Below are 20832 nucleotides of genomic sequence, written 5' to 3'. Positions count from 1 at the left end.
ACCATGTAGAGAAAGGTAGAGGTGAATTAGAATGGGTATACATGTTGTTTTGTTTCAACCAGAAATTCCAGCTAATACAGGAAATATTGCCCGTACTTGTGCAGCAACAGGAACGGTTTTACATTTAATTCGTCCGTTGGGCTTTTCAACCGATGATAAAATGCTAAAACGTGCTGGTCTTGACTACTGGCAGTACGTTGATGTGAGATATTACGATAGCATAGAAGAATTCTTTGAAAAGAATCCAGAGGGAGATAAATATTTTCTAACGAAATACGGAGAAAAGTCGCATACGTCCTTTGATTATAGTGAGGTAAACAAGGATATCTATTTTGTGTTCGGCAGAGAAACAAATGGTCTGCCAGCTAATGTTATTCAAGAAAACTTTGATCATTGCTTGCGTGTCCCAATGACCGATAAGGTTCGCGCATTAAATTTATCAAATACTGCAGCAATTCTCGTTTACGAAGCACTGCGTCAACAGAACTATCCGGGATTAGATGAGAAGATTACCTATTAAGAATAAATAAATTTCAAAAAACAAAGAGGATGCCCTTTCTATTTTATAGAGGCATCCTCTTTTACTATGCAATTATAATCTGGATTTAGGTTTGTCGTTAAAGCCTGCTGTGAAGATTGCGCTTAAAAAGACGATAATTACCAATAAAATTAGAATGAATTTCATAGTAGTTCTCCTCCTTTTGGTTATCTTCCCAGTACTGCTAGCCTTATTGCAACTGTATTGTCTCATAAACTTCAAGATTTTGGCAATATGTATTCCTACGAATGTTTCGGGACATCCTCGCATAGTTTATAATAATCCTTTTTGTAACAAGAAGATGGGGAGGGCTAGCAATGGACATCTTAAAAAAGATTGAGCAATATAGAGAAGCAGAACAGCAGCTAAAATGGGAAGGAACATTTGCAGAGTATTTAGAAATTGTAAAAGAAAGACCTCAAGTAGCGCAAACAGCACATTCTCGAATTTATAATATGATAAAAGATGCCGGGATTGCGGAAATGGATAGTAAGAAGCAATATCAATTTTTCAGTAATCAGCTTTATGGGTTAGAGGATGCCTTAGAGCGACTTGTAGAGGAATATTTTCATCCATCAGCAAAGCGTCTTGATGTAAGAAAACGGATTTTACTACTAATGGGTCCCGTAAGCGGTGGGAAATCTACACTAGTTACGATGTTGAAAAGAGGGCTTGAAGCCTATTCGCTAACCGATCAAGGTGCTGTCTATGCCATTAAAGGATGCCCTATGCATGAAGATCCACTTCATCTTATTCCGCAGCATTTACGCCAAGATTTCCATGAGGAGTATGGAGTTCGGATTGAGGGGAATTTATCGCCTTTAAATGTAATGCGGCTTGAGAAGGAATACAATGGTCATATTGAAGATGTCTTGATTGAACGCATCTTTTTCTCAGAAGATCGCCGAGTTGGAATTGGTACCTTTAGTCCATCCGATCCAAAGTCACAAGACATTGCTGATTTAACAGGAAGTATCGATTTTTCTACCATTGCTGAGTATGGATCGGAATCTGATCCTCGTGCTTACCGCTTTGATGGCGAGCTTAATAAAGCAAATCGAGGCATGATGGAATTTCAGGAAATGCTAAAGTGCGATGAGAAATTTCTCTGGCATTTGCTATCTTTAACGCAGGAAGGAAACTTTAAAGCGGGCCGGTTTGCACTCATCTCTGCTGATGAATTGATCGTTGCCCATACGAACGAAACCGAGTATCGTTCGTTTATTGCCAACAAGAAGAATGAGGCGCTGCACTCGCGTATTATTGTTATGCCGATTCCTTACAATTTACGTGTAAGCGAGGAAGAACGTATTTATGAGAAAATGATTCGGGATAGCGATGTTTCAGACGTTCACATTGCTCCTCATACCCTTCGTGTTGCTGCGATGTTTACAATTTTAACTCGTTTAAAGGAACCGAAAAGGGCAGATATTGATTTAATGAAGAAAATGCGTTTGTATGATGGAGAACTTGTAGAAGGATTCAATACCATTGATGTAGAGGAGATGCAACGCGAATTTCAGGATGAGGGAATGGGAGGTATCGATCCCCGCTACGTCATTAACAGGATTTCTTCTACGATTATCCGAAAAGAGGTTCCATCTATTAATGCGCTCGATGTACTACGCTCCTTGAAAGATGGATTGGATCAGCATCCATCCATTAATAATGAAGATCGAGAACGATACATGAATTTCATTTCGCTTGCCCGTAAGGAATATGATAATATCGCAAAGAAAGAAGTGCAGAAAGCCTTTGTTTATTCTTACGAGGAATCTGCAAAAACGTTAATGGATAACTACTTAGATAATGTAGAGGCCTATTGTAACAAAGCAAAGCTTCGTGATCCATTAACCGGAGAAGAAATGAATCCAGACGAAAAGCTTATGCGTTCGATTGAAGAACAAATTGGCATCTCGGAAAACGCAAAAAAGGCGTTCCGAGAAGAAATACTCATCCGGATTTCCGCCTATGCACGTAAAGGAAAGAGATTTGATTATAATTCCCACGAACGTCTTCGCGAAGCCATTCAGAAAAAATTATTTGCCGACTTAAAGGATGTCGTAAAAATTACAACCTCCTCTAAGACACCGGATGAAAGTCAACTGAAGAAAATTAATGAAGTTGTCGCTCGCCTCATCGATGAACACGGCTACAACTCCACTTCTGCTAATGAACTTCTGCGCTATGTAGGAAGTTTGTTGAACCGATAACCTACTTACCCTTCAATCTAGATACAATGACGACGTAAAGGGAACGAAGATTCCCTTTTTCGCCGTTTTTTTTTAATACCGATACTAGAAAGAGAGATTATAGAGGATTACATTGCTTAAAAACGGAAAAAAACAAGCTATGTATTCTACAAAATAGTTGTCAATTATTTATGCATGCCGCATAAGATAGAGTAATCAACCATCAATGAAAAAAAGCCGACACAATACGTTATGCAAAGAAGTAGGAAAGTGTGAATTATATTTAATCAAAAAGCTTGATAGAGACTATATGCTGCTCATATTTTAATGAGGAAAAGGAGGGCAGAGAATGACCGATACTAGTAAACAGAATTACACGATTGCTCGCGAAGATTGGTCCCTCCATAGAAAAGGTCATGATGATCAACAACGTCATAAGGAAAAAGTACAGGAAGCGATTAAAAATAATCTGGCTGATTTAATAACGGAAGAAAGCATCATCATGTCAAACGGCAGGGACGTTGTAAAAATACCCATTCGTTCATTGGATGAATATAAAATTCGCTATAATTATGATAAAAATAAGCATGTAGGACAAGGGAACGGCAATAGTAAAGTTGGAGATGTTGTGGCTCGTGATGGAACCGGAAACGGTAAGCAAAAGGGTGCAGGTAAAGGGCAGGGAGCTGGTGATCAAGCAGGTGAGGATTATTATGAGGCAGAAGTATCACTTATGGAGCTAGAGGAAGCTCTCTTTCATCAGCTAGAATTACCGAATTTAAAACGTAAGGAAACGGATGAAAACAAAATAGAACATATTGAATTTAATGATATTCGTAAAACCGGGCTAATGGGAAATATCGATAAAAAGCGAACGATGCTAACTGCATACAAGCGGAATGCAATGACAGGGAAACCATCCTTCTATCCCATTCACCCTGAGGATTTAAAATTCCGAACGTGGAATGAAGTGCTAAAGCCGGAATCAAAAGCCGTCGTACTCGCGATGATGGATACGAGTGGTTCGATGGGAATCTGGGAAAAATATATGGCCCGTAGCTTCTTTTTCTGGATGGTACGGTTTCTACGAACGAAGTATGAAACAGTCGACATCGAATTCATTGCACACCATACAGAAGCTAAGGTTGTATCAGAGGAAGACTTCTTCTCAAAAGGAGAAAGCGGCGGAACCATATGCTCCTCAGCATACCGGCTTGCACTAGAACTCATTGAATCCAAATATACTCCAGCTCGCTACAATATTTATCCTTTCCACTTCTCAGACGGTGATAACCTCACATCAGACAATGCGCGTTGTGTATCATTTGTCAAAGATCTGATGAAGATAAGCAATATGTTTGGATATGGGGAAGTGAACCAGTACAATCGTCACTCTACACTGATGTCCGCATATAAAAATATTGAAGATGAGAAGTTTCGCTACTATATTTTAAAGCAAAAAGCAGATGTCTTTCATGCAATGAAAAGCTTCTTTCGGCAGGAGGCTGCGGAGAAAAGCAGTTAGAAGTCATTATAAGAAAATCTTGTGATGCAGTTCATGCATACACAAGATTTTTTTATGGAGATAAAAAACAATAAGATCTTGTAGTTATTTGTAGAATTTGTATAAATATAGTATGTTTATTATATAAATACATAGTTTGTATGTGTTTGTTGATAAGGGGGAGTTATATGTTTACAACTTATTTTACATATGTCATTTTAGGCATATCATTATCTCTGCCTGTAGGTGCAATGACGGTAGAGATGACGAAGCAAGGGTTAAAGAATGGCTTTTTTCATGGGTGGCTAGTAGGAATTGGTGGTATGACAATTGATTTCACTATGATATTGTTAATCTATTTTGGATTTTCATCGTTTTTAACGAATCCTGTAATAGAGTTAGTAATGTGGGTATTAGGCTTTCTCTTTTTGTTATACATCGGATGGGATAGTATAAAGAATGCAAACCACGATATAGCTTTAGGTGATGATGCTCCAAAGAGATCTTTCTTAAAATCGTATGCAAATGGGTTTATGATTGCGATTTCGCCAGCGAATCTTATTTTTTGGTTGGGTATATTCGGAACGGTACTTGCTGCTTCTTTAAGCCATGTGAATTCCTATACTTTTTTATTAGTTGCTTCAGGTATTTTAACAGGAATTTTAGTTCATGATCTTGGTTTATTGGCTATTATTCAAGTAACTCGAAACTTTATTAATGCAACGTTTATGAAATGGAGTTCTATTATTGCTGGGCTTATTTTAATTGGATTTTCTGTTTACTTTTTTTATAAAAGCATAGTTGGAATTTCACAGCTTCTCTAGTAATTCGTTAGAAGCTAGATTAAAAATTACAAGACAATCTGGGCTCGTTTTCGGACTTAGGTTGTTTTTTAATGTATTTTTATTTAAAGTGATCAAGCATTCCCTTCAAACATCTTCTCGATATTTTGATCCATTATGAATACTTCCATACGTTCTTCGGTTTTCGTACTTGTGTCACTATGGCTTGTAATGACTTTGCTATTTGTATATGTTTCTACAATTCTTTCCAAATCATTGCTATACATTTCACGTAAAACTTGGCGCATTTTTTTGACGAGACGTCTTCCAGCCTCATCATGGACGAGGTGTTTTTCTTCTACCGTCAATACCCCTTTAAAGCGAATAATAACCATATCTTCAATAATATAAGTTTTAGCTTCCTGTGGTCCGCGGCCAATTAGTTCTCGTTGAAATTTGATAAAAGCTTCACTGAGATCTGCTTCTAGTCTTTTCTTTGATTTCCCCAACTTTTTCTCCTCCTAAAAGTAGGTAAATAGCTATGAAGAGGCTGTAGGATTTACCTATATGCCTTATTATTTTCCAGATTCTGCGATTCAACCGTAAGTTTCTTTTCATAATACGTATTTCTCGGTAGCTTGTAAAGTACGTTTTTTTTGAAGGTTAATTTACACTGTATTTACAATATATTTCTAATATTCCTCTTTACAAGTAAAAAATTGGGTCGTATAATCAACTCGTAAAACAAAACTAAATAAGGGCTTAGTCTTGGGAAACCAAGAGCGGAGGAACCAATTTTTTGGGGTTAATTCTACTATTTGTAGAAAGGATGCTAGTACTCTTTCACCATCCTACCCGTCAGCTAACTTCGTAGGCTAAAGTGGAGGAGGTCGATAGACCGTCTTTAGTAGCGGCTTTTTATTGTATGTAACGATAAGATGCCCGTATTACATGCATGCCGGTCTTTTTGTTTTTCCAAAAAATGATCTGTATAGGGAGACAGAACGCAAAGAGGTTGTATAACTTGCTGGGCGTTAGGTAGACCAACGTATACTTTTTTTCATTATTAGAGTTTGGAAAGATGAAGAGGGATTCTATATGTCCGGAGTATAGAATGTATTCCTTCTAATCTCTTTATTACTCTATATGAAGATAAGTAAATGTTGGTCTATTTTTTATTCGTAATGTGAGAAGGAAATATTCTTAAAACCTGTTTCGAATTGAATGAAAGCTAGTTGTTGGAAAATTTTACTTAACTATAATGTTCCATAACAGCAATAATATGTATGATAAAGCTATGCAGAAAGAAAAGGAGAATTATAATGTGGAATGATTTCGTAACAATCTTATTGTTAGTAGTCTCATTTACTGTCCTTTGGGGATTTACGCTTTTTACTGAAAAAGCTTGAGGAGGCTTTCGAAGATGCTTATACCTGGAATAATTGGAGTTGTCATGATTGGATATTTACTCTATGTGCTAATAAAGCCAGAAAAATTTTAAATTGTAACAATAGCTAAGCAAATAGTGGGAGGAAAGAAAATATGACAATGGGACTGATTCAAGTTATTGTCACTTTGGTTATTGCAATACTGCTTATCAAACCAGTAGGGACATACCTTGTAAAAGTGTTCGACTATGAAAAAACAGGGCTTGACCGTATTTTTGGACCTGTAGAACATGGTATTTACCGGCTTATCGGTGTCAAGGAAGAAGAAAGAATGGGCTGGAAGAAATATTTGCTTGCCATGCTTCTTTGTAATTTTGTTATGTTACTGCTTTTGTATGGCATTTTGCGGGTACAAAAATATTTGCCGCTTAATCCGCAACAAATTGATAATATGCCACCTGCATTGGCATTTAATACAGCTATTTCATTTATGACCAATACGAACTGGCAGGCATATTCAGGGGAAAATGCTCTTTCCTATTTCTCGCAGATGGCTGCTATTACATTTCCGATGTTTACCTCTTCGGCAACTGGATTTGCAGTGGCGATTGCCTTTATACGAGGACTCGTTGCCAAGAAAGATAATTTAGGGAATTTCTATGTTGATTTCGTTCGCTCTATTACACGTGTGTTTCTACCATTATCCTTTATCATTGCATTGTTTTTCGTATTTCAAGGAGTACCGCAAACACTTCATGGTTCTGTTGATGCTACAACATTAGAAGGTGCGAAACAGACCATTACGAGAGGACCAGTTGCAACGTTAGAAGCAATTAAAAATCTAGGAACGAATGGCGGCGGTTATTTTGGAACGAATGCGGCACATCCATTTGAAAACCCAACGCCACTTACAAATCTTCTTCAAATTTTAAGTATGCTGCTTTTGCCAACAGCACTTGTTTATACGTTTGGAGTCATGGTTAAAAACAAAAAGCAAGGCTGGACCGTGTTTGCAGCAATGGGGATTATGTTTCTTGCTTTTCTGACGATTGTTTTTGTTGCCGAATATAATGGTACGCCTGCCTTGCATGCACTCGGTATAAACGGAAATATGGAAGGGAAGGAAGTTCGTTTTGGTATATCAGAATCAGCATTATTTACAGCAGTCACAACGGGAGCAACAACCGGAGCTGTTAATAATATGCATGATTCGTTGACGCCAATGGGAGGCCTCGTCCCTTTAGGAGAAATGATGCTTAACAATGTATTCGGCGGTAAAGGGGTCGGTCTTCTAAATGGATTGTTATACGTTATTTTGGCAGTCTTTATTTGTGGCCTAATGGTTGGTCGTACACCTGAATTTTTAGGAAAGAAAATAGAAGGAAAAGAGATTAAGCTTGCATCAATTGCGATTTTAATCCATCCAACGCTTATTCTCGTTGGAACGGCATTAGCCTTTTCGCGTCCAGAGTCTGTTTCAGCCATCTTAAATCAAGGATACCATGGTGTGTCTGAAGTGCTCTATGCGTTTACGTCTGGTGCTGCTAATAACGGATCTGCTTTTGGGGGCCTCTCTGCTGATACTAACTTTTATAATATTATGATTGGGTTAGTTATGCTGTTTGGCCGCTATATTTCAATTATCGCAATGTTAGCAATAGCAGGATCACTTGCAACGAAAAAAGCAGTTACGGCTACGACTGGAACATTTCACACTGACACACCTTTGTTTACCGGGATTCTAATCGTAATTATCGTCGTAGTAGGTGCGCTCACATTTTTCCCTGTTCTCGCACTTGGTCCAATTGCTGAGCATTTGGGAATGTTCCACTAAGGGTAAGGAGGATATAAGATGAATACAGAAAATAAATCAAACGGTATGGTTTTACAGGCCATTTTCGATTCATTTAAGAAGTTAAATCCACTCATCATGCTAAAGAATCCCGTTATGTTTGTAGTGGAAATTGGTACTTTCATCACACTCATTTTATCTATAAATCCTACCATTTTTGGTGAGAGTTCGGTCGGACGAGGATATAATGTTTCTGTTTTTCTTATTCTTTTGTTTACCCTTCTATTTGCTAACTTTGCAGAAGCATGGGCGGAGGGGCGCGGGAAAGCCCAAGCTGATACATTAAGAAAAACAAAATCGGAAACGAAGGCAAGACTACAACAAAAGGACGGCACGTATAACGAGGTACCTTCTACATCTTTACGTAAAGGAGATATCGTACGAGTAGATGTAGGAGAAATTATACCGTCGGATGGGGAAATTATTGAAGGCCTTGCTTCCATTGACGAATCTGCAATTACAGGCGAATCGGCACCTGTTATTAAAGAAGCTGGCGGTGATTTTTCATCTGTTACCGGCGGTACACGAGTTGTATCAGACTATATTATCGTTAAAATTTCAACTGATCCCGGTGAATCATTTCTTGATCGCATGATATCACTTGTAGAAGGGGCTGCTCGTCAGAAAACGCCAAATGAAATTGCCTTAACGACATTATTAGCAGTACTGACACTTATTTTCTTAATTGTGATTATGACGATTGTCCCTATTGCCGGCTATTTGCATATTTCGTTAGATGTTGCGACGTTAATTGCACTGCTCGTTTGTCTGATTCCAACGACGATTGGTGGACTACTTTCAGCTATTGGAATCGCAGGGATGAATCGTGTGACACAATTTAATGTGTTAGCGATGTCAGGAAAAGCAGTAGAGGCTGCCGGCGATATTGATACAATGATATTGGATAAGACAGGAACGATTACGTTTGGAAACCGGTTGGCTGATGAATTTATTCCCGTTGCTAGCGTTTCACAGTCTGAAATAACGTTGGCATCGGTAAAGGCATCTGTAAAGGATGATACTCCGGAAGGAAGGTCTGTAATAGAACTTGCACAAAAACAAGGCATGAAGTGGAGTGAATCAGAATATAAAGATGCAGAAATTATAGAATTTACAGCAGAAACACGTATGTCCGGCTTAAATTTAAATAACGGGATTGAAATTAGAAAAGGTGCTGTAGACTCAATTAAGAAATATGTAGTTTCAAAAGGAGGTACGATTCCAGAAGACCTCGATGAAAAAGCAAATGCCGTATCAAAGGCTGGAGGTACTCCTCTTGCAGTAGCAATCAATGATAAAATCTTCGGCATCATTTATTTGAAGGATATTGTTAAACCAGGACTAAAGGAACGGTTCGATGAACTTCGAGCAATGGGAATCAAAACGGTTATGTGTACAGGTGATAACCCTTTAACGGCAGCTACTATTGCGAAAGAAGCAGGTGTAGACGAATTTATTGCAGAGGCGAAGCCAGAGGATAAGATTGCTGCGATTAAAAGAGAACAAGAACAAGGAAAGCTTGTAGCCATGACAGGTGATGGTACGAATGACGCTCCTGCTCTTGCACAAGCAGATGTAGGATTAGCAATGAACTCTGGTACAATGGCTGCTAAGGAAGCGGCAAATATGATTGATTTGGATTCAGATCCAACAAAATTACTTTCCGTTATTGCTATTGGTAAGCAATTGCTTATTACGAGGGGATCCTTAACAACTTTTTCTATTGCAAATGACGTTGCTAAGTATTTTGCAATTATCCCAGCGCTGTTCATTCTTGCAATTCCGCAATTGCAATTTTTAAATGTAATGGGATTAGCTTCACCAAAATCTGCGATACTATCGGCATTGATTTTTAATGCTATTATTATTCCCCTTCTCATTCCTGTAGCAATGAAGGGCGCAAAATATAAGCCAATGGACGCGAATAAACTTCTTTCCCGTAACTTGTTAATCTATGGATTAGGTGGAGTTATTGTACCGTTTATTGGAATCAAGCTTATCGATATGCTTGTCGCTTCATTGCATCTAGTCTGAGGAATAGAGGAGGAATAAATGGTGAAATCAATATTTGTTGCGCTTCGAACAGCTATCGTATTCATGGTTATATGTGGATTATTGTATCCACTCGTTACAACGGGCATTGCGCAAGTTTTATTTCCAAAACAAGCCGAAGGAAGTCTTGTTAGCCAGAATGGTCAGATTATAGGGTCCTCGTTACTAGCACAAGATGTGAAAGGTCCAGGATTGTTTCATCCACGAGCTTCTGCTGCAAATTATGATCCTACTGCATCTGCAGCAACAAATGCAGCAGTCGCATCGAATGATTATGTAAAAACAACTGCGGATAAGGTAAATGCAATAAAACAAGAGAATCCTAATATAGGGACAGTGATTCCAGCAGATTTAGTGACAACCTCTGGTTCTGGATTTGATCCAGATTTATCAATTGAAGCAGCGAAAGCACAAGTACCGCGTATTTCAAAGGAAACTGGTATTGCAGAGGATCAATTACTTTCTTTGATTACGCAGCATACAAAGGGACGCCAGCTTGGATTGTTTGGTGAGCCTCGTGTGAACGTGTTGGAATTAAACATGCTACTACAGAAAATTAAATAATTGAAAAGAGATAGAAATATAGCTTTTCAGTATGAAATGGACCGTAACTAATTTTTCTTACGGTCCATTTCGTATAGACTAGCTGTGGTAATTCAAAGAAGAAAGGAGGATATGTATGAGCGAAGAACAATTTCGGAGGAAGGCACCTGAAGAGATTTTAAAATCCATACAAAAAATAAAGAAAGGGTACTTGAAAATTATTTTAGGCGCTGTGAGTGGATCTGGAAAGACATATCATATGCTCCAAGAAGGCAATACATTAAAACGAAAGGGAGTAGATGTTGTCATTGGCATTGTAAGTGCCTCTAATCGACCGAATACAACTGAACAAATCGGGTGCTTAGAAATCATTCCAGCTATTGCATGGGAAAAGGACGGCGAAATATACCAAGATATTGATGTGAATGCGGTTATTGAACGTAATCCAGAAGTGGTGCTTGTAGATGCATTGTCTCATTATAATCGTCCTGGAGCTCCTAATCTAACGCGATTAGATGATATAAATGTTTTATTAAGTAAAAAGATTAGTGTGATTACTACTTTTAATATTTATGAACTAGAGGGAGTGGGATATGAAGCAGGAAAGCTAATGGGGAAAAACATGAAAGTAGATTGCTTTATACCTGAAAATACACTTGCTTTAGCAGATGAAGTGAAGCTACTAGATGTAACACCAGAAGTTATCCTTACTCGTTTACAGGAAGGTGCGATTGAACAAAAGCATGAAGAAAGCAAAGGTCGTGATCATTTTTTTCAGCGCAGTAATTTAGCCGTGCTGCGGGAATTAGCATTACGTTTCTTTGCTAGTGAAGTAAATGAAACACTTGATGAGTATCGAGTACAGCATGGGATGATTGGAGCTTCTGGAGCTTCTGAAAAAATTGTAGTAATGGTGCAGTATTATTGGAATGGATCGATTTTAATTCGGCGCGGTCAGCAAATTGCAAAACGACTAGGTGGGGATTTGCGAGTTGTATCCTTTCAGCCGCGAAACAAAAAACTGTCGAAGGATGAGCAAGCCTTTAAGCATAGTATTATGAAATTAGTGGATAAGGTAGGAGGAGCATTTGAAGAAATACCGATTGATAGCAAGTTAACTGTTGCTGAACAAATTGTAGCATATGCAACCTCACAAAGTACGACAAGGATTGTTATGGGACAATCGAAACGCACACGCTTAGAGGAAATTTTCTACGGCTCAATTGTAAATAAGATTTTGCGAAAGGCGAGAAATATAGATGTGTTCATTGTTGCAGATCGCGCAAAACAAGGCGGGGAACGTGTGATTCCAGCAAAGACCGTATCGAAAGAAATGGATCCATATCGTCGTCTCACTCAAATGGAATTAGAGAGTGAAATTCAAAAAATAAAGCGTGGTACATTAAAGGTATATGTTGGGGCTGCACCTGGTGTTGGAAAAACATATACAATGCTTCGTGAAGCGAATGTACTGCAAAAAAAGGGAATCGACATTGTTATTGGATTACTCGAAACGCATGGTCGTAAAGAAACATTAGAACAAATTGGAACATTGGAAGTCATTCCGAGAAAGAAAGTTTCGTATAAAGGCACGATTCTTGAAGAAATGGATACAGCTGAGATTATTAAACGAAATCCAGAGGTTGTTCTAGTTGACGAGCTAGCTCATACAAACGTACCAGGAAGCGAGAGAAGAAAGCGTTATGAAGATGTAGAAGTGATTTTGGATGCGGGTATCTCTGTTATTTCAACTATGAATATACAACATGTAGAAAGCTTAAATGATAGTGTAGAACAAATAACGGGTATACGAGTGCGGGAGACAGTCCCAGATAGCTTGCTACGTAAGGCAGATGAAATAGAATTAATTGATATTTCTCCTAATGCCCTTAGGCAACGGATGCGTGAGGGATATATTTATGAAACGGTGAAAATTGAACAGGCGTTGGCGAATTTTTTTCAGAAGGGAAATCTGATTGCACTCCGTGAATTAGCACTTCGAGAAATTGCAGATGATGTCGATGAACGTCTAGAAGCTTGGGAACGTACACGTACACTTCGCGGGCCTTGGCGTCAACAAGAAGTCATTTTTGTGTGTGTAAATTTACGCCCAGATAGTGAACGATTAATACGCAGAGGATTTCGCATTGCATATCGTCTTAAGGCGACTTGGTATGTAGCATTCGTGAAGGATCATGAGTTATCAGTGGAAGAAAGGGTAGTGTTAGATCGTATTCAGCAGCTTACACTACGATTAGGTGGAACATTTGAACTGTACACGGCTGCTGATCGTCGGCATGTATTTAGTGAACTTGCCTATCAAATGGATGCCAAAGAGGCAACGCAAGTCATTATTGGTCAGTCTGCTAGAACCAGATGGGAAGAAATTAAAACCGGATCTATTGTCCAACGTTTACTGCGCGAGGTCCGGCATATGGATGTATTAGTTGTTTCTGATCATCATTCACAAACGTAAAGAAGCTGACTCTAATAGAGAGCCAGCTTCCTCTTTATCCTATTCGTCTTCAGCATCTAAATCTCCGATAAACAGTTGATTTGTATCCTCATCATAATCAAATAAGTCTGCATAGCGCCCCCAGTCGATAAGAGCGTCCAGTTGTTTCTCAGATTCTTCGGCATTAAAATGCTGGTTCAAAATCTCAATGAAAAACTCCCAGTTCATTGTTTTGTTTGCTTTTGAATGTAGTACATTTACAATGGTTGTCATCATCGGAATCCGTTCCAAAATTTGCTGTTTAAATAAATCCTTTCGTTCTTGTACAGAGCTTTCTGCAAATTGATAACCAATTTTTGTTAAGGATATATCCCCATTCATTGTATTGGTAAAACCTAATAAATCTGCAGAGTCAACGAGTGGAAGGAAGTCTTCTAGGTCTAGCATAAGTTCGTCTCCAGCTAGCTTATACAAATCGATTGTATCTTCATTTAAATCTTGCAACAACTCAAGAAATCCTGCAAGCGCTCCGCCTGGTACAGTAGAAGGGATTTGTGGCCATTTATTCGTATTTTTCTTTTCTGTGATATTCTTTTCTCTTCGAGTAAGAAGAGAGTATAAATGGTCGACAATGCTTGCAAACATTGGATTTTCTTTATCTCGAGGCCGTTCAAGCATGACAGAAATATCTGCAATAATGTGAGCAGGATCACGTGATAGAACAATAGCTCGATCTGACATATATACAGCTTCTTCAATACTATGCGTAACCATAATAATAGATTTTGTCGGGATTTTTTTCTCATACCAAAGGTCTAAAATATCATTTTTTAAGTTTTCGGCAGTCAGTACATCTAGTGCAGAAAACGGTTCATCCATTAATAAAATGTCTGGCTCCATTACAAGTGCTCGGCCAATTCCTACGCGTTGGCGCATACCGCCAGATAGCTCCTTCGGATAGGCATTTTCGAAACCTTCTAACCCGATCATTTCAATGATTCCATCGACCTTCTCTTTCTTTTCCTTTACAGATAAATTAGAGTTCTCTAAACCGAGTTCAATATTTTCCTCTACTGTTAGCCATGGAAAAAGTGCGAAGGATTGGAAGACCATACTACATCCAGGATTGATATTATGGATCGTTTCTCCATTATATTGCACGATTCCTTTAGAAGGGGGAACTAGACCAGCTATTATTCGTAATAATGTTGATTTTCCAGATCCTGAAGGACCTAGGATACTAACATATTCGCCTTCTTGAATATCAAGTGAAATATCTTCCAACACAACTTTGTTTTGCGATTTTTCTTTTTCATATAGCTTTGTTACATCCTGTACTTTAATGAGAGACATATGACCTTCCTCCTCTAGTCTAGATGATATTTCGTTTCTGCAATATGATACATTTTTCTCCAGAAAAAGCGATTCACTACTACGACCAGTAAGGCCATAACGAAAATCCCCCAAATAATTTGCGGCCAGTTTCCTGCTGTTGTCGCTTGAGTAATATAAGAACCAAGTCCAGTAGCTACGAGAGTATTTTGTTTCCAAGAGACAATCTCTGCTACAATGCTGGCATTCCAAGCCCCACCGCTAGCAGTAATCCCTCCGGTTACAAGATAAGGGAAAATACCTGGAAGAATAAGAGTTGTCCATTTCTTTCTTGTAGATAATTTTGTCATTTTTGAAGCTTCTCGAAGGTCGGACGGAATTGCCATTGCACCAGCAATTACGTTAAATAAAATATACCATTGCGTACCTAGCATCATCAGAGGTATGGCACCTATTTCAAAATTGACATTGTATTTTACATAAAGAATCGTTAAGAAAGGAAATGCCATGTTTGCTGGAAATGAAGATAGGACTTGGACAATTGGTTGTGCAATTCTAGATAAACGTGGACTAAATCCAATTGCAACGCCTACAGGAATTGTCCATAATGCTCCGAGAGCAGTCGATATAATGACACGTCCCATTGTTAATAAGCCAAGACCCACAACATGCATCATTTCTTTTAGACCTAGTGATGAAATATATTTAACACCTTGAATAGAATAGACCCCGACATAAATGATAATTACTAGAAAAATAATTGAACCAACTATACGACTTACTATTGGCTTTTTAATAATATTTGGCAGAGAGGGAAGTTTATCTTTATTTAATGTTTTGCGAGTTCGGTATAGTAATTCCTTTCGTCCTTCATCAAAACGATCACTCATTTTTTTTACAAAATTAGCACGTGTAATAATAGTAAGGACCCAAGAGGTTTGGGTTGAAACAGAAGCCGTCTGTTCATTGCGGAATTTCTGTGACCAAGTGACAACAGGGCGCCAAAATAATTGATCGACCAAGACAATAAGAATAATCATTGTCATAATTGCATAAAACATAGCTTTCATATCACCGGCAGCTATGGCAGTTGCCATGTAAGAGCCGATTCCAGGTAATTGAATATTATTATTTAAAACAGAAATGGATTCGGATGCCGCAAGGAAAAACCAGCCGCCGCCAAATGACATCATACTGTTCCAAACGAGTCCAATGGTCGCATGAGGAAGCTCCAACTTCGTAAAGCGCATCCAAGGGCTTAATTGACTCATTTTCGTAAATTCAGATAAATCCTTAGGTACAGATCGTAAGGAATAGTAAAAGCTAAGTGTCATATTCCAAGCTTGACCTGTGAAAATTGCAAAAATAGATGCACATTCTACACCGAGAAGACTGTTAGGAAATAAGGCCATAAATCCAGCTACAGTTGCAGATAAAAATCCAAGAACTGGAACAGATTGCAAAACATCAATGATAGGAATCATAATACGTTCTGTCCATTTATTCATAATAGCAATCTTTGCATACACTAATGTGAAAAGTAGAGAAGCTCCAAAGGCTATAAACATTCGCAGCAAGGAGCGACCTGCATAATAGGGTAAGAAAGCAGGGGACAAGTTAATGTCGATTGTTTGTTGAGGAGTGAAAGGTACTTTCATTCCTTTTCCTAACAGAATAAATAGATACAATAATCCGAAGATAGATAATAGCACTACGATATCAGCCCAACTGAATCGTTTTTCTTGCTTCGTTGATGATAAGGCTGCTTTCACGTTGCTTTCCTCCTTGTTTCATCAAGGTGTGTACATTGTATGGGCGAAGGATACACAGAATTGATGATTAGTCCATTTCTAATGTAAAGACAAATCTTTCATACCCCTTAAAAGGGGGAAACCCCCTTACTTAAGGAAAGCTTCACTTTATGTAGGATTTTTATCCCGCTTTAACGGGCAGTAAGACTCCAACTTCAAGGATTAGAGAAATCGAATACTTAGTGGAGTAGGGCTGCCCGTAAAAGTCCGATTGGTCGGGCTAACCCTCGGTGGGAAAGAAAACCCCCACCGAGGGAAGTTTCACTTTATCTTTTTTACAATAATAGTTTGGCGATTCTATTTTAACATTCTTGTCCTGAATAGTTATGTGAATCATTATGACTTTACATTTTTGTAATATTACTTTACATGGCCATTAACATTCTGATCCTTGCGAAGCTTCCACAGACGGAATGCATGGTGGACAATCACTTTTAAAACCGCATAGATTGGAATAGCTAGTATGAGTCCAAGAACACCGCCAAGACTGCCTGAAACGAGAAGCAATGAAATAATCGTTAGCGGATGAATGGATAAGGAGCGACCCATAATTTGTGGTGAGAGAATATTTCCTTCGATTTGATGTGCAATAACTACAACAATCAATACTTTTACAACCATTCCAGGTGACATGAGCATTGCAACGATAACAGCAGGAACGCTAGCAATAAAGGGTCCTAGAAAAGGAATAACATTTACTAGCATAGCGGCAACGGCAAGAACAAGTGAATAATCGATGCCAATAATAACATACCCAATATATAGCATAATGCCTACGCACATACTTATAAAAATTTGTCCTTGAATATAAGAACTAAGCGCTTTGTCCAAATCAAGCAATATTTGGTATCCATTTTCACGCTGTGATTTTGGAAGGAAACGGACAATTAGTTTTGGAATATTTTCCCCTTCCTTTAGCATGTAATACAAGATAAACGGAACCATAAGCAAAACCATTACAATGTTTGTAATAAGACCGATAAAGTTCACAACATTTGTTCCGATGTTCGCTAAGCTATAGGATAGATACTTATATACTTGATCCGTTAGATTGATTAACTTGCCATTTGTTTGAAAACGGCTAAGCCATTCATCATGTTGTAGTTCTATTATTTTCAAACGTGCAGAATCTAATAAATAAGGCGTATTATCTATGAGACTGGTCATCTGCTTTTGCAGAATAGGACCGAGGTTATAAACGATAAGAAAAATAATACTAGCTGCTACAAAATAAATAAGAAGGATTCCAAGAGATTTGTTTACTTTTTTAGATTCTAGAAAAGAAACTAATGGGCGAAATAAGTAGTACAAGACACCAGCAACTAAAAACGGAGTAAATAGAGTTTGAATGATGACGCCAATGGGATGGAAAATAAAATTAATTTTTGTTCCTACAAAAATAATAAGGAAAATGAGTAAAATTCCATAACCAATTCGGAACAATTTCGTTTGGGGCATGCTCTCACCTTCATTTCACAAATTATTAAATCTAAGCTTAAGCTTAACAAATCAAATTGAAATCAACTACTTCTTTTTCATATTTCAAGAGGGAGATTGTTATATGGGACGAAATACGAAAGTTTATTACATAAAAGGATTAAAACCGTGGAAATCTAGAGAGTAAGTAACCTAAGTTTTGGATGGTGAAAATAAAATTGAACTTTCATACTCGTCGTGTACATAAGAACAAAAATGAGTTAAACAAAAGCTTAGCTACTTCTCCCTTGCAGAAGCAAATGGATACCAATATGGAAATGTTACAGACCATTATGGGTGATAGTGAAGATATTATTACTCGAAAGATTACAATGAAGGGAGAAGAGGAATTCGCTGTAGTTGTACATATTTCAGGAATATCCGATGAAGAACACATCGAACGAACAGTCATTTCACCTTTACTTTCCGTGCAAATAGAATGTAAGAATCTACAAAAGGCTTTCATGCAAATGAAACAAGCTATTACAGCTTCAAATGTAAAAATAGGTGAGAATTGGAAGGATGTAAGTAACGCCATTCTCGCTGGGGATACTGCAGTATTTATAAACGGATGGAACCAGGCAATATTAGTTAATACAACTAAGATAGAGGCACGTGCAATAACAGAATCAAGCACACAAACAGTCATTCGCGGACCTAAGGATAGCTTTACTGAACATTATGGAACGAATGTAGCTCTTGTTCGCAGTAGATTGCAAAGTCCTAATGTTCGCCTCGAGACATTCAATATCGGTAAAGAAACACAAACAAATGTTGGACTTATGTATATCAAAGGGATAGCTAATAATGAAATAGTTGAAAAGGTAAACAAGAGTTTAAAACAAATCGATATTGACGGTGTATTAGAATCAGCATATATAGAAAGCTATCTTCGTGACGATACACTCAATCTATTTCCTACTTTACTAAACACTGAACGGCCCGATGTAGTAATTGGGAATTTATTAGAAGGGCGCATTGCGATTTTTGTTCATGGTACTCCTTTTGTGTTAATAGGCCCAGCAACCTTTATTCAATTTTTTCAAATCTCTGAAGACTATTATGGAAATCAATATATATCCACCTTTATTCGTAACCTTCGATTTCTTTCTTTTTTTATCTCGACATTCCTGCCAGCTATCTACATAGCTCTTGTTTCGCATCATCAAGGTCTTATACCGACTCTGTTACTTATTAGTGTAGCTCTGCAGCGTGAAGGAGTTCCGTTTCCACAAGTTATAGAGATGTTTGTCATGCTACTTGTTTTTGAAATTTTGCATGAAGCGGGTATTCGCATGCCTCGAGTAGTTGGACAAACACTATCAATTGTTGGTGCCCTTATTCTAGGGCAAGCTGCTGTACAGGCTGGCATCGTTTCAGCAATTGTTGTCATTATTGTAAGCATTACAGGGCTGGCAAAATTCACGATACCTAATCAAAACATGGCAACGGTCTCTCGTCTCTTTCGATTTTTCTTTTTATTACTTGCTGCCTTTCTTGGATTGTATGGAATTATTCTAGGCATTCTTGCTGTTGTCCTTCATTTGTGTAGTATACGTTCATTTGGAGTTCCGTATATGGCCCCACTCTCGCCATTAAGAATAAATGAATTGAAAGATGTATTTATTCGTCTTTCTTTACCAAGTTTGCTAAAACAAAGACCTTCTCCTGCATCAACTCAAAATAAAACCCGAGGAGATATACGTAATGATCCTAAGCAGGAAAATAAAAAGTAGTATCTTCCTTCTCATAGTAAGTAGCTTTCTAGTTGGTTGTTCCAATTATAAAGAGTTAAATCAATTAGCAATTGTTGTAGCTATGGGTATTGATTATAACGAAGAAGCTAAATTATATGATGTGACGCTTCAATTTGTAAATCCTCGAGGAGTTCCTACGAATGTATCACCTGGTGCAAGTGATTTAGCAGCACTCAATGTGAAAGGGAGCGGTCAAACGATAACAGAAGCTGTCGTTGAAACAGCACTAAAATTACCACGTAAAAATTTATACTATCATACTTCTTTAATTGTAGTAGGAGAAGCGCTTGCAAAAAAAGGTATATCTCCAATCATGGATATATTCGAACGTGAACCAAAAATTCGAACGAGTATTCCTATCATCCTTGCACGAGATGTAACTGCTAATGAGTTGCTTAACATTATACCTGTGTTTGATAAGATTCCGAGTAAATCACTTGTAGGAAAATTGGAAAATACTTCTGATACTTTTGGTGGTGGCAACAATGTAACTGTATATAAAGTAATATCTCAATTAAAAAGTCCAGGCAGTGAGCCTGTAATAAGTGGGGCAAGTGTAAAGGGTGATAAAAAAACTGGCTCAGCCAAAAGTAACCTAGAACATATTACAAGTACGCATACGTATTATAACGGAATGGGTATCTTTCATGATGGCAAATTGGTTGGATGGTTAGATGGTGAAAAAGTAAAAACGATTCCAATTCTGTCTGATAAGTTAAAAACAATGAATATTACAATACCTTGTGGTAGTAAGGAGCAATATCAATCGATTTTAGTAAGCCATTCGAATCGAAAAATCAAGGTAGAAATGAAACGTGATGTACCGGATATTGGTATTAATGTTTTTATAAGTGGATATTTAAGTGAGGCTTTGTGTAAAGAAGATATATCGAAAGAAACTGTTATAAATGACATTCAAAAACGAGCTGAAAATGTGATGAAAACAAATATTGAACAAGCTATACAAGAAGCTCAAACTCTACATAGTGATATTTTTGGATTTGGAGAAGTGCTGTATCGATCAGATCCGAAGACATGGAAACAAGTAAAGGGAAAATGGAATGAATTATTTTCGAAAGCTAATGTTGCAGTAAAAGTAGAAATGGATTTGGAACACACAGGAATGACTACAAAGCATTTTTAATGAGAG

The 20832-nt window shown here is 37.8% G+C and carries 15 protein-coding genes and 1 riboswitch; of the genes, 11 read left to right on the top strand and 4 right to left on the bottom strand.

The window, feature by feature from the left end:
• Positions 1 to 31 precede the first annotated feature (31 nt).
• The 4 genes from trmL to ACM5BR_RS16665 all read left to right on the top strand — a co-directional run bounded on the left by trmL (position 32) and on the right by ACM5BR_RS16665 (position 5058).
• On the top strand, positions 32 to 520 hold the full coding sequence (trmL, locus tag ACM5BR_RS16680) for a tRNA (uridine(34)/cytosine(34)/5-carboxymethylaminomethyluridine(34)-2'-O)-methyltransferase TrmL (protein WP_416829159.1): 489 nt from the start codon (positions 32 to 34) through the stop codon (positions 518 to 520).
• A 335-nt stretch (positions 521 to 855) separates the two neighbouring features.
• On the top strand, positions 856 to 2751 hold the full coding sequence (locus tag ACM5BR_RS16675) for a PrkA family serine protein kinase (protein WP_416829158.1): 1896 nt from the start codon (positions 856 to 858) through the stop codon (positions 2749 to 2751).
• A gap of 328 nt (positions 2752 to 3079) precedes the next feature.
• Positions 3080 to 4255: a sporulation protein YhbH gene (yhbH, locus tag ACM5BR_RS16670; RefSeq protein WP_416829157.1), complete on the top strand. Its 1176-nt coding sequence runs from the start codon at positions 3080 to 3082 to the stop codon at positions 4253 to 4255.
• Between the two features lie 167 nt (positions 4256 to 4422).
• Entirely contained in the window at positions 4423 to 5058 is a 636-nt protein-coding gene (locus ACM5BR_RS16665) for a LysE family translocator (protein ID WP_416829156.1), read from the top strand.
• Between the two features lie 92 nt (positions 5059 to 5150).
• Here ACM5BR_RS16665 and ACM5BR_RS16660 read toward each other — a convergent pair whose 3' ends face one another.
• Positions 5151 to 5525: a Na-translocating system protein MpsC family protein gene (locus tag ACM5BR_RS16660; protein ID WP_416829155.1), complete on the bottom strand. Its 375-nt coding sequence runs from the start codon at positions 5523 to 5525 to the stop codon at positions 5151 to 5153.
• A gap of 240 nt (positions 5526 to 5765) precedes the next feature.
• A riboswitch (cyclic di-AMP (ydaO/yuaA leader) is annotated at positions 5766 to 5907 on the top strand.
• A gap of 532 nt (positions 5908 to 6439) precedes the next feature.
• On the opposite strand from ACM5BR_RS16660, the gene kdpF reads away from it, so the two are divergent.
• The 5 genes from kdpF (at position 6440) to ACM5BR_RS16635 (ending at position 13327) form a co-directional block, all read left to right on the top strand.
• Positions 6440 to 6517: a K(+)-transporting ATPase subunit F gene (kdpF, locus tag ACM5BR_RS16655; protein WP_416829200.1), complete on the top strand. Its 78-nt coding sequence runs from the start codon at positions 6440 to 6442 to the stop codon at positions 6515 to 6517.
• A gap of 47 nt (positions 6518 to 6564) precedes the next feature.
• Positions 6565 to 8238, top strand: a complete 1674-nt coding sequence (kdpA, locus tag ACM5BR_RS16650; protein ID WP_416829198.1) for a potassium-transporting ATPase subunit KdpA — start codon at positions 6565 to 6567, stop codon at positions 8236 to 8238.
• Positions 8239 to 8256: 18 nt separating this feature from the next.
• Positions 8257 to 10290 carry a potassium-transporting ATPase subunit KdpB gene (gene kdpB / locus ACM5BR_RS16645; RefSeq protein ID WP_416829154.1) on the top strand — a complete coding sequence of 678 codons (2034 nt, stop codon included), beginning with the start codon at positions 8257 to 8259 and terminating at the stop codon, positions 10288 to 10290.
• 21 nt (positions 10291 to 10311) lie between these two features.
• Positions 10312 to 10872: a potassium-transporting ATPase subunit KdpC gene (gene kdpC, locus ACM5BR_RS16640; RefSeq protein WP_416829153.1), complete on the top strand. Its 561-nt coding sequence runs from the start codon at positions 10312 to 10314 to the stop codon at positions 10870 to 10872.
• 115 nt (positions 10873 to 10987) lie between these two features.
• Positions 10988 to 13327: a histidine kinase gene (locus ACM5BR_RS16635; protein ID WP_416829152.1), complete on the top strand. Its 2340-nt coding sequence runs from the start codon at positions 10988 to 10990 to the stop codon at positions 13325 to 13327.
• Between the two features lie 39 nt (positions 13328 to 13366).
• Here the strand turns inward: ACM5BR_RS16635 and ACM5BR_RS16630 are convergent, their stop codons facing one another.
• The 3 genes from ACM5BR_RS16630 to ACM5BR_RS16620 form a co-directional block, all read right to left on the bottom strand.
• A complete protein-coding gene (locus tag ACM5BR_RS16630) occupies positions 13367 to 14659 on the bottom strand; it encodes an ABC transporter ATP-binding protein (protein ID WP_416829151.1) in 1293 nt (430 codons plus the stop codon).
• 14 nt (positions 14660 to 14673) lie between these two features.
• The gene (locus ACM5BR_RS16625; protein WP_416829150.1) at positions 14674 to 16410 is read right to left on the bottom strand and encodes an ABC transporter permease; all 1737 of its coding nucleotides are present in this window, start codon (positions 16408 to 16410) and stop codon (positions 14674 to 14676) included.
• Between the two features lie 399 nt (positions 16411 to 16809).
• The gene (locus ACM5BR_RS16620) at positions 16810 to 17907 is read right to left on the bottom strand and encodes an AI-2E family transporter (RefSeq protein WP_416829149.1); all 1098 of its coding nucleotides are present in this window, start codon (positions 17905 to 17907) and stop codon (positions 16810 to 16812) included.
• A 197-nt stretch (positions 17908 to 18104) separates the two neighbouring features.
• Between ACM5BR_RS16620 and ACM5BR_RS16615 the strand changes: the two genes are divergently transcribed.
• A complete protein-coding gene (locus tag ACM5BR_RS16615; RefSeq protein ID WP_416829148.1) occupies positions 18105 to 19661 on the top strand; it encodes a spore germination protein in 1557 nt (518 codons plus the stop codon).
• Entirely contained in the window at positions 19633 to 20826 is a 1194-nt protein-coding gene (locus ACM5BR_RS16610; RefSeq protein ID WP_416829147.1) for a Ger(x)C family spore germination protein, read from the top strand. Before ACM5BR_RS16615 ends, ACM5BR_RS16610 begins: the two co-directional genes overlap by 29 nt.
• Positions 20827 to 20832 lie beyond the last annotated feature (6 nt).

Source organism: Ectobacillus polymachus, assembly GCF_048159605.1.
In the GTDB taxonomy this organism is placed as follows: domain Bacteria; phylum Bacillota; class Bacilli; order Bacillales; family Bacillaceae_G; genus Ectobacillus; species Ectobacillus polymachus.
The sequence above is the reverse complement of the archived record's forward strand: the minus strand, read 5'-3'. Positions and strand labels throughout refer to the sequence as shown.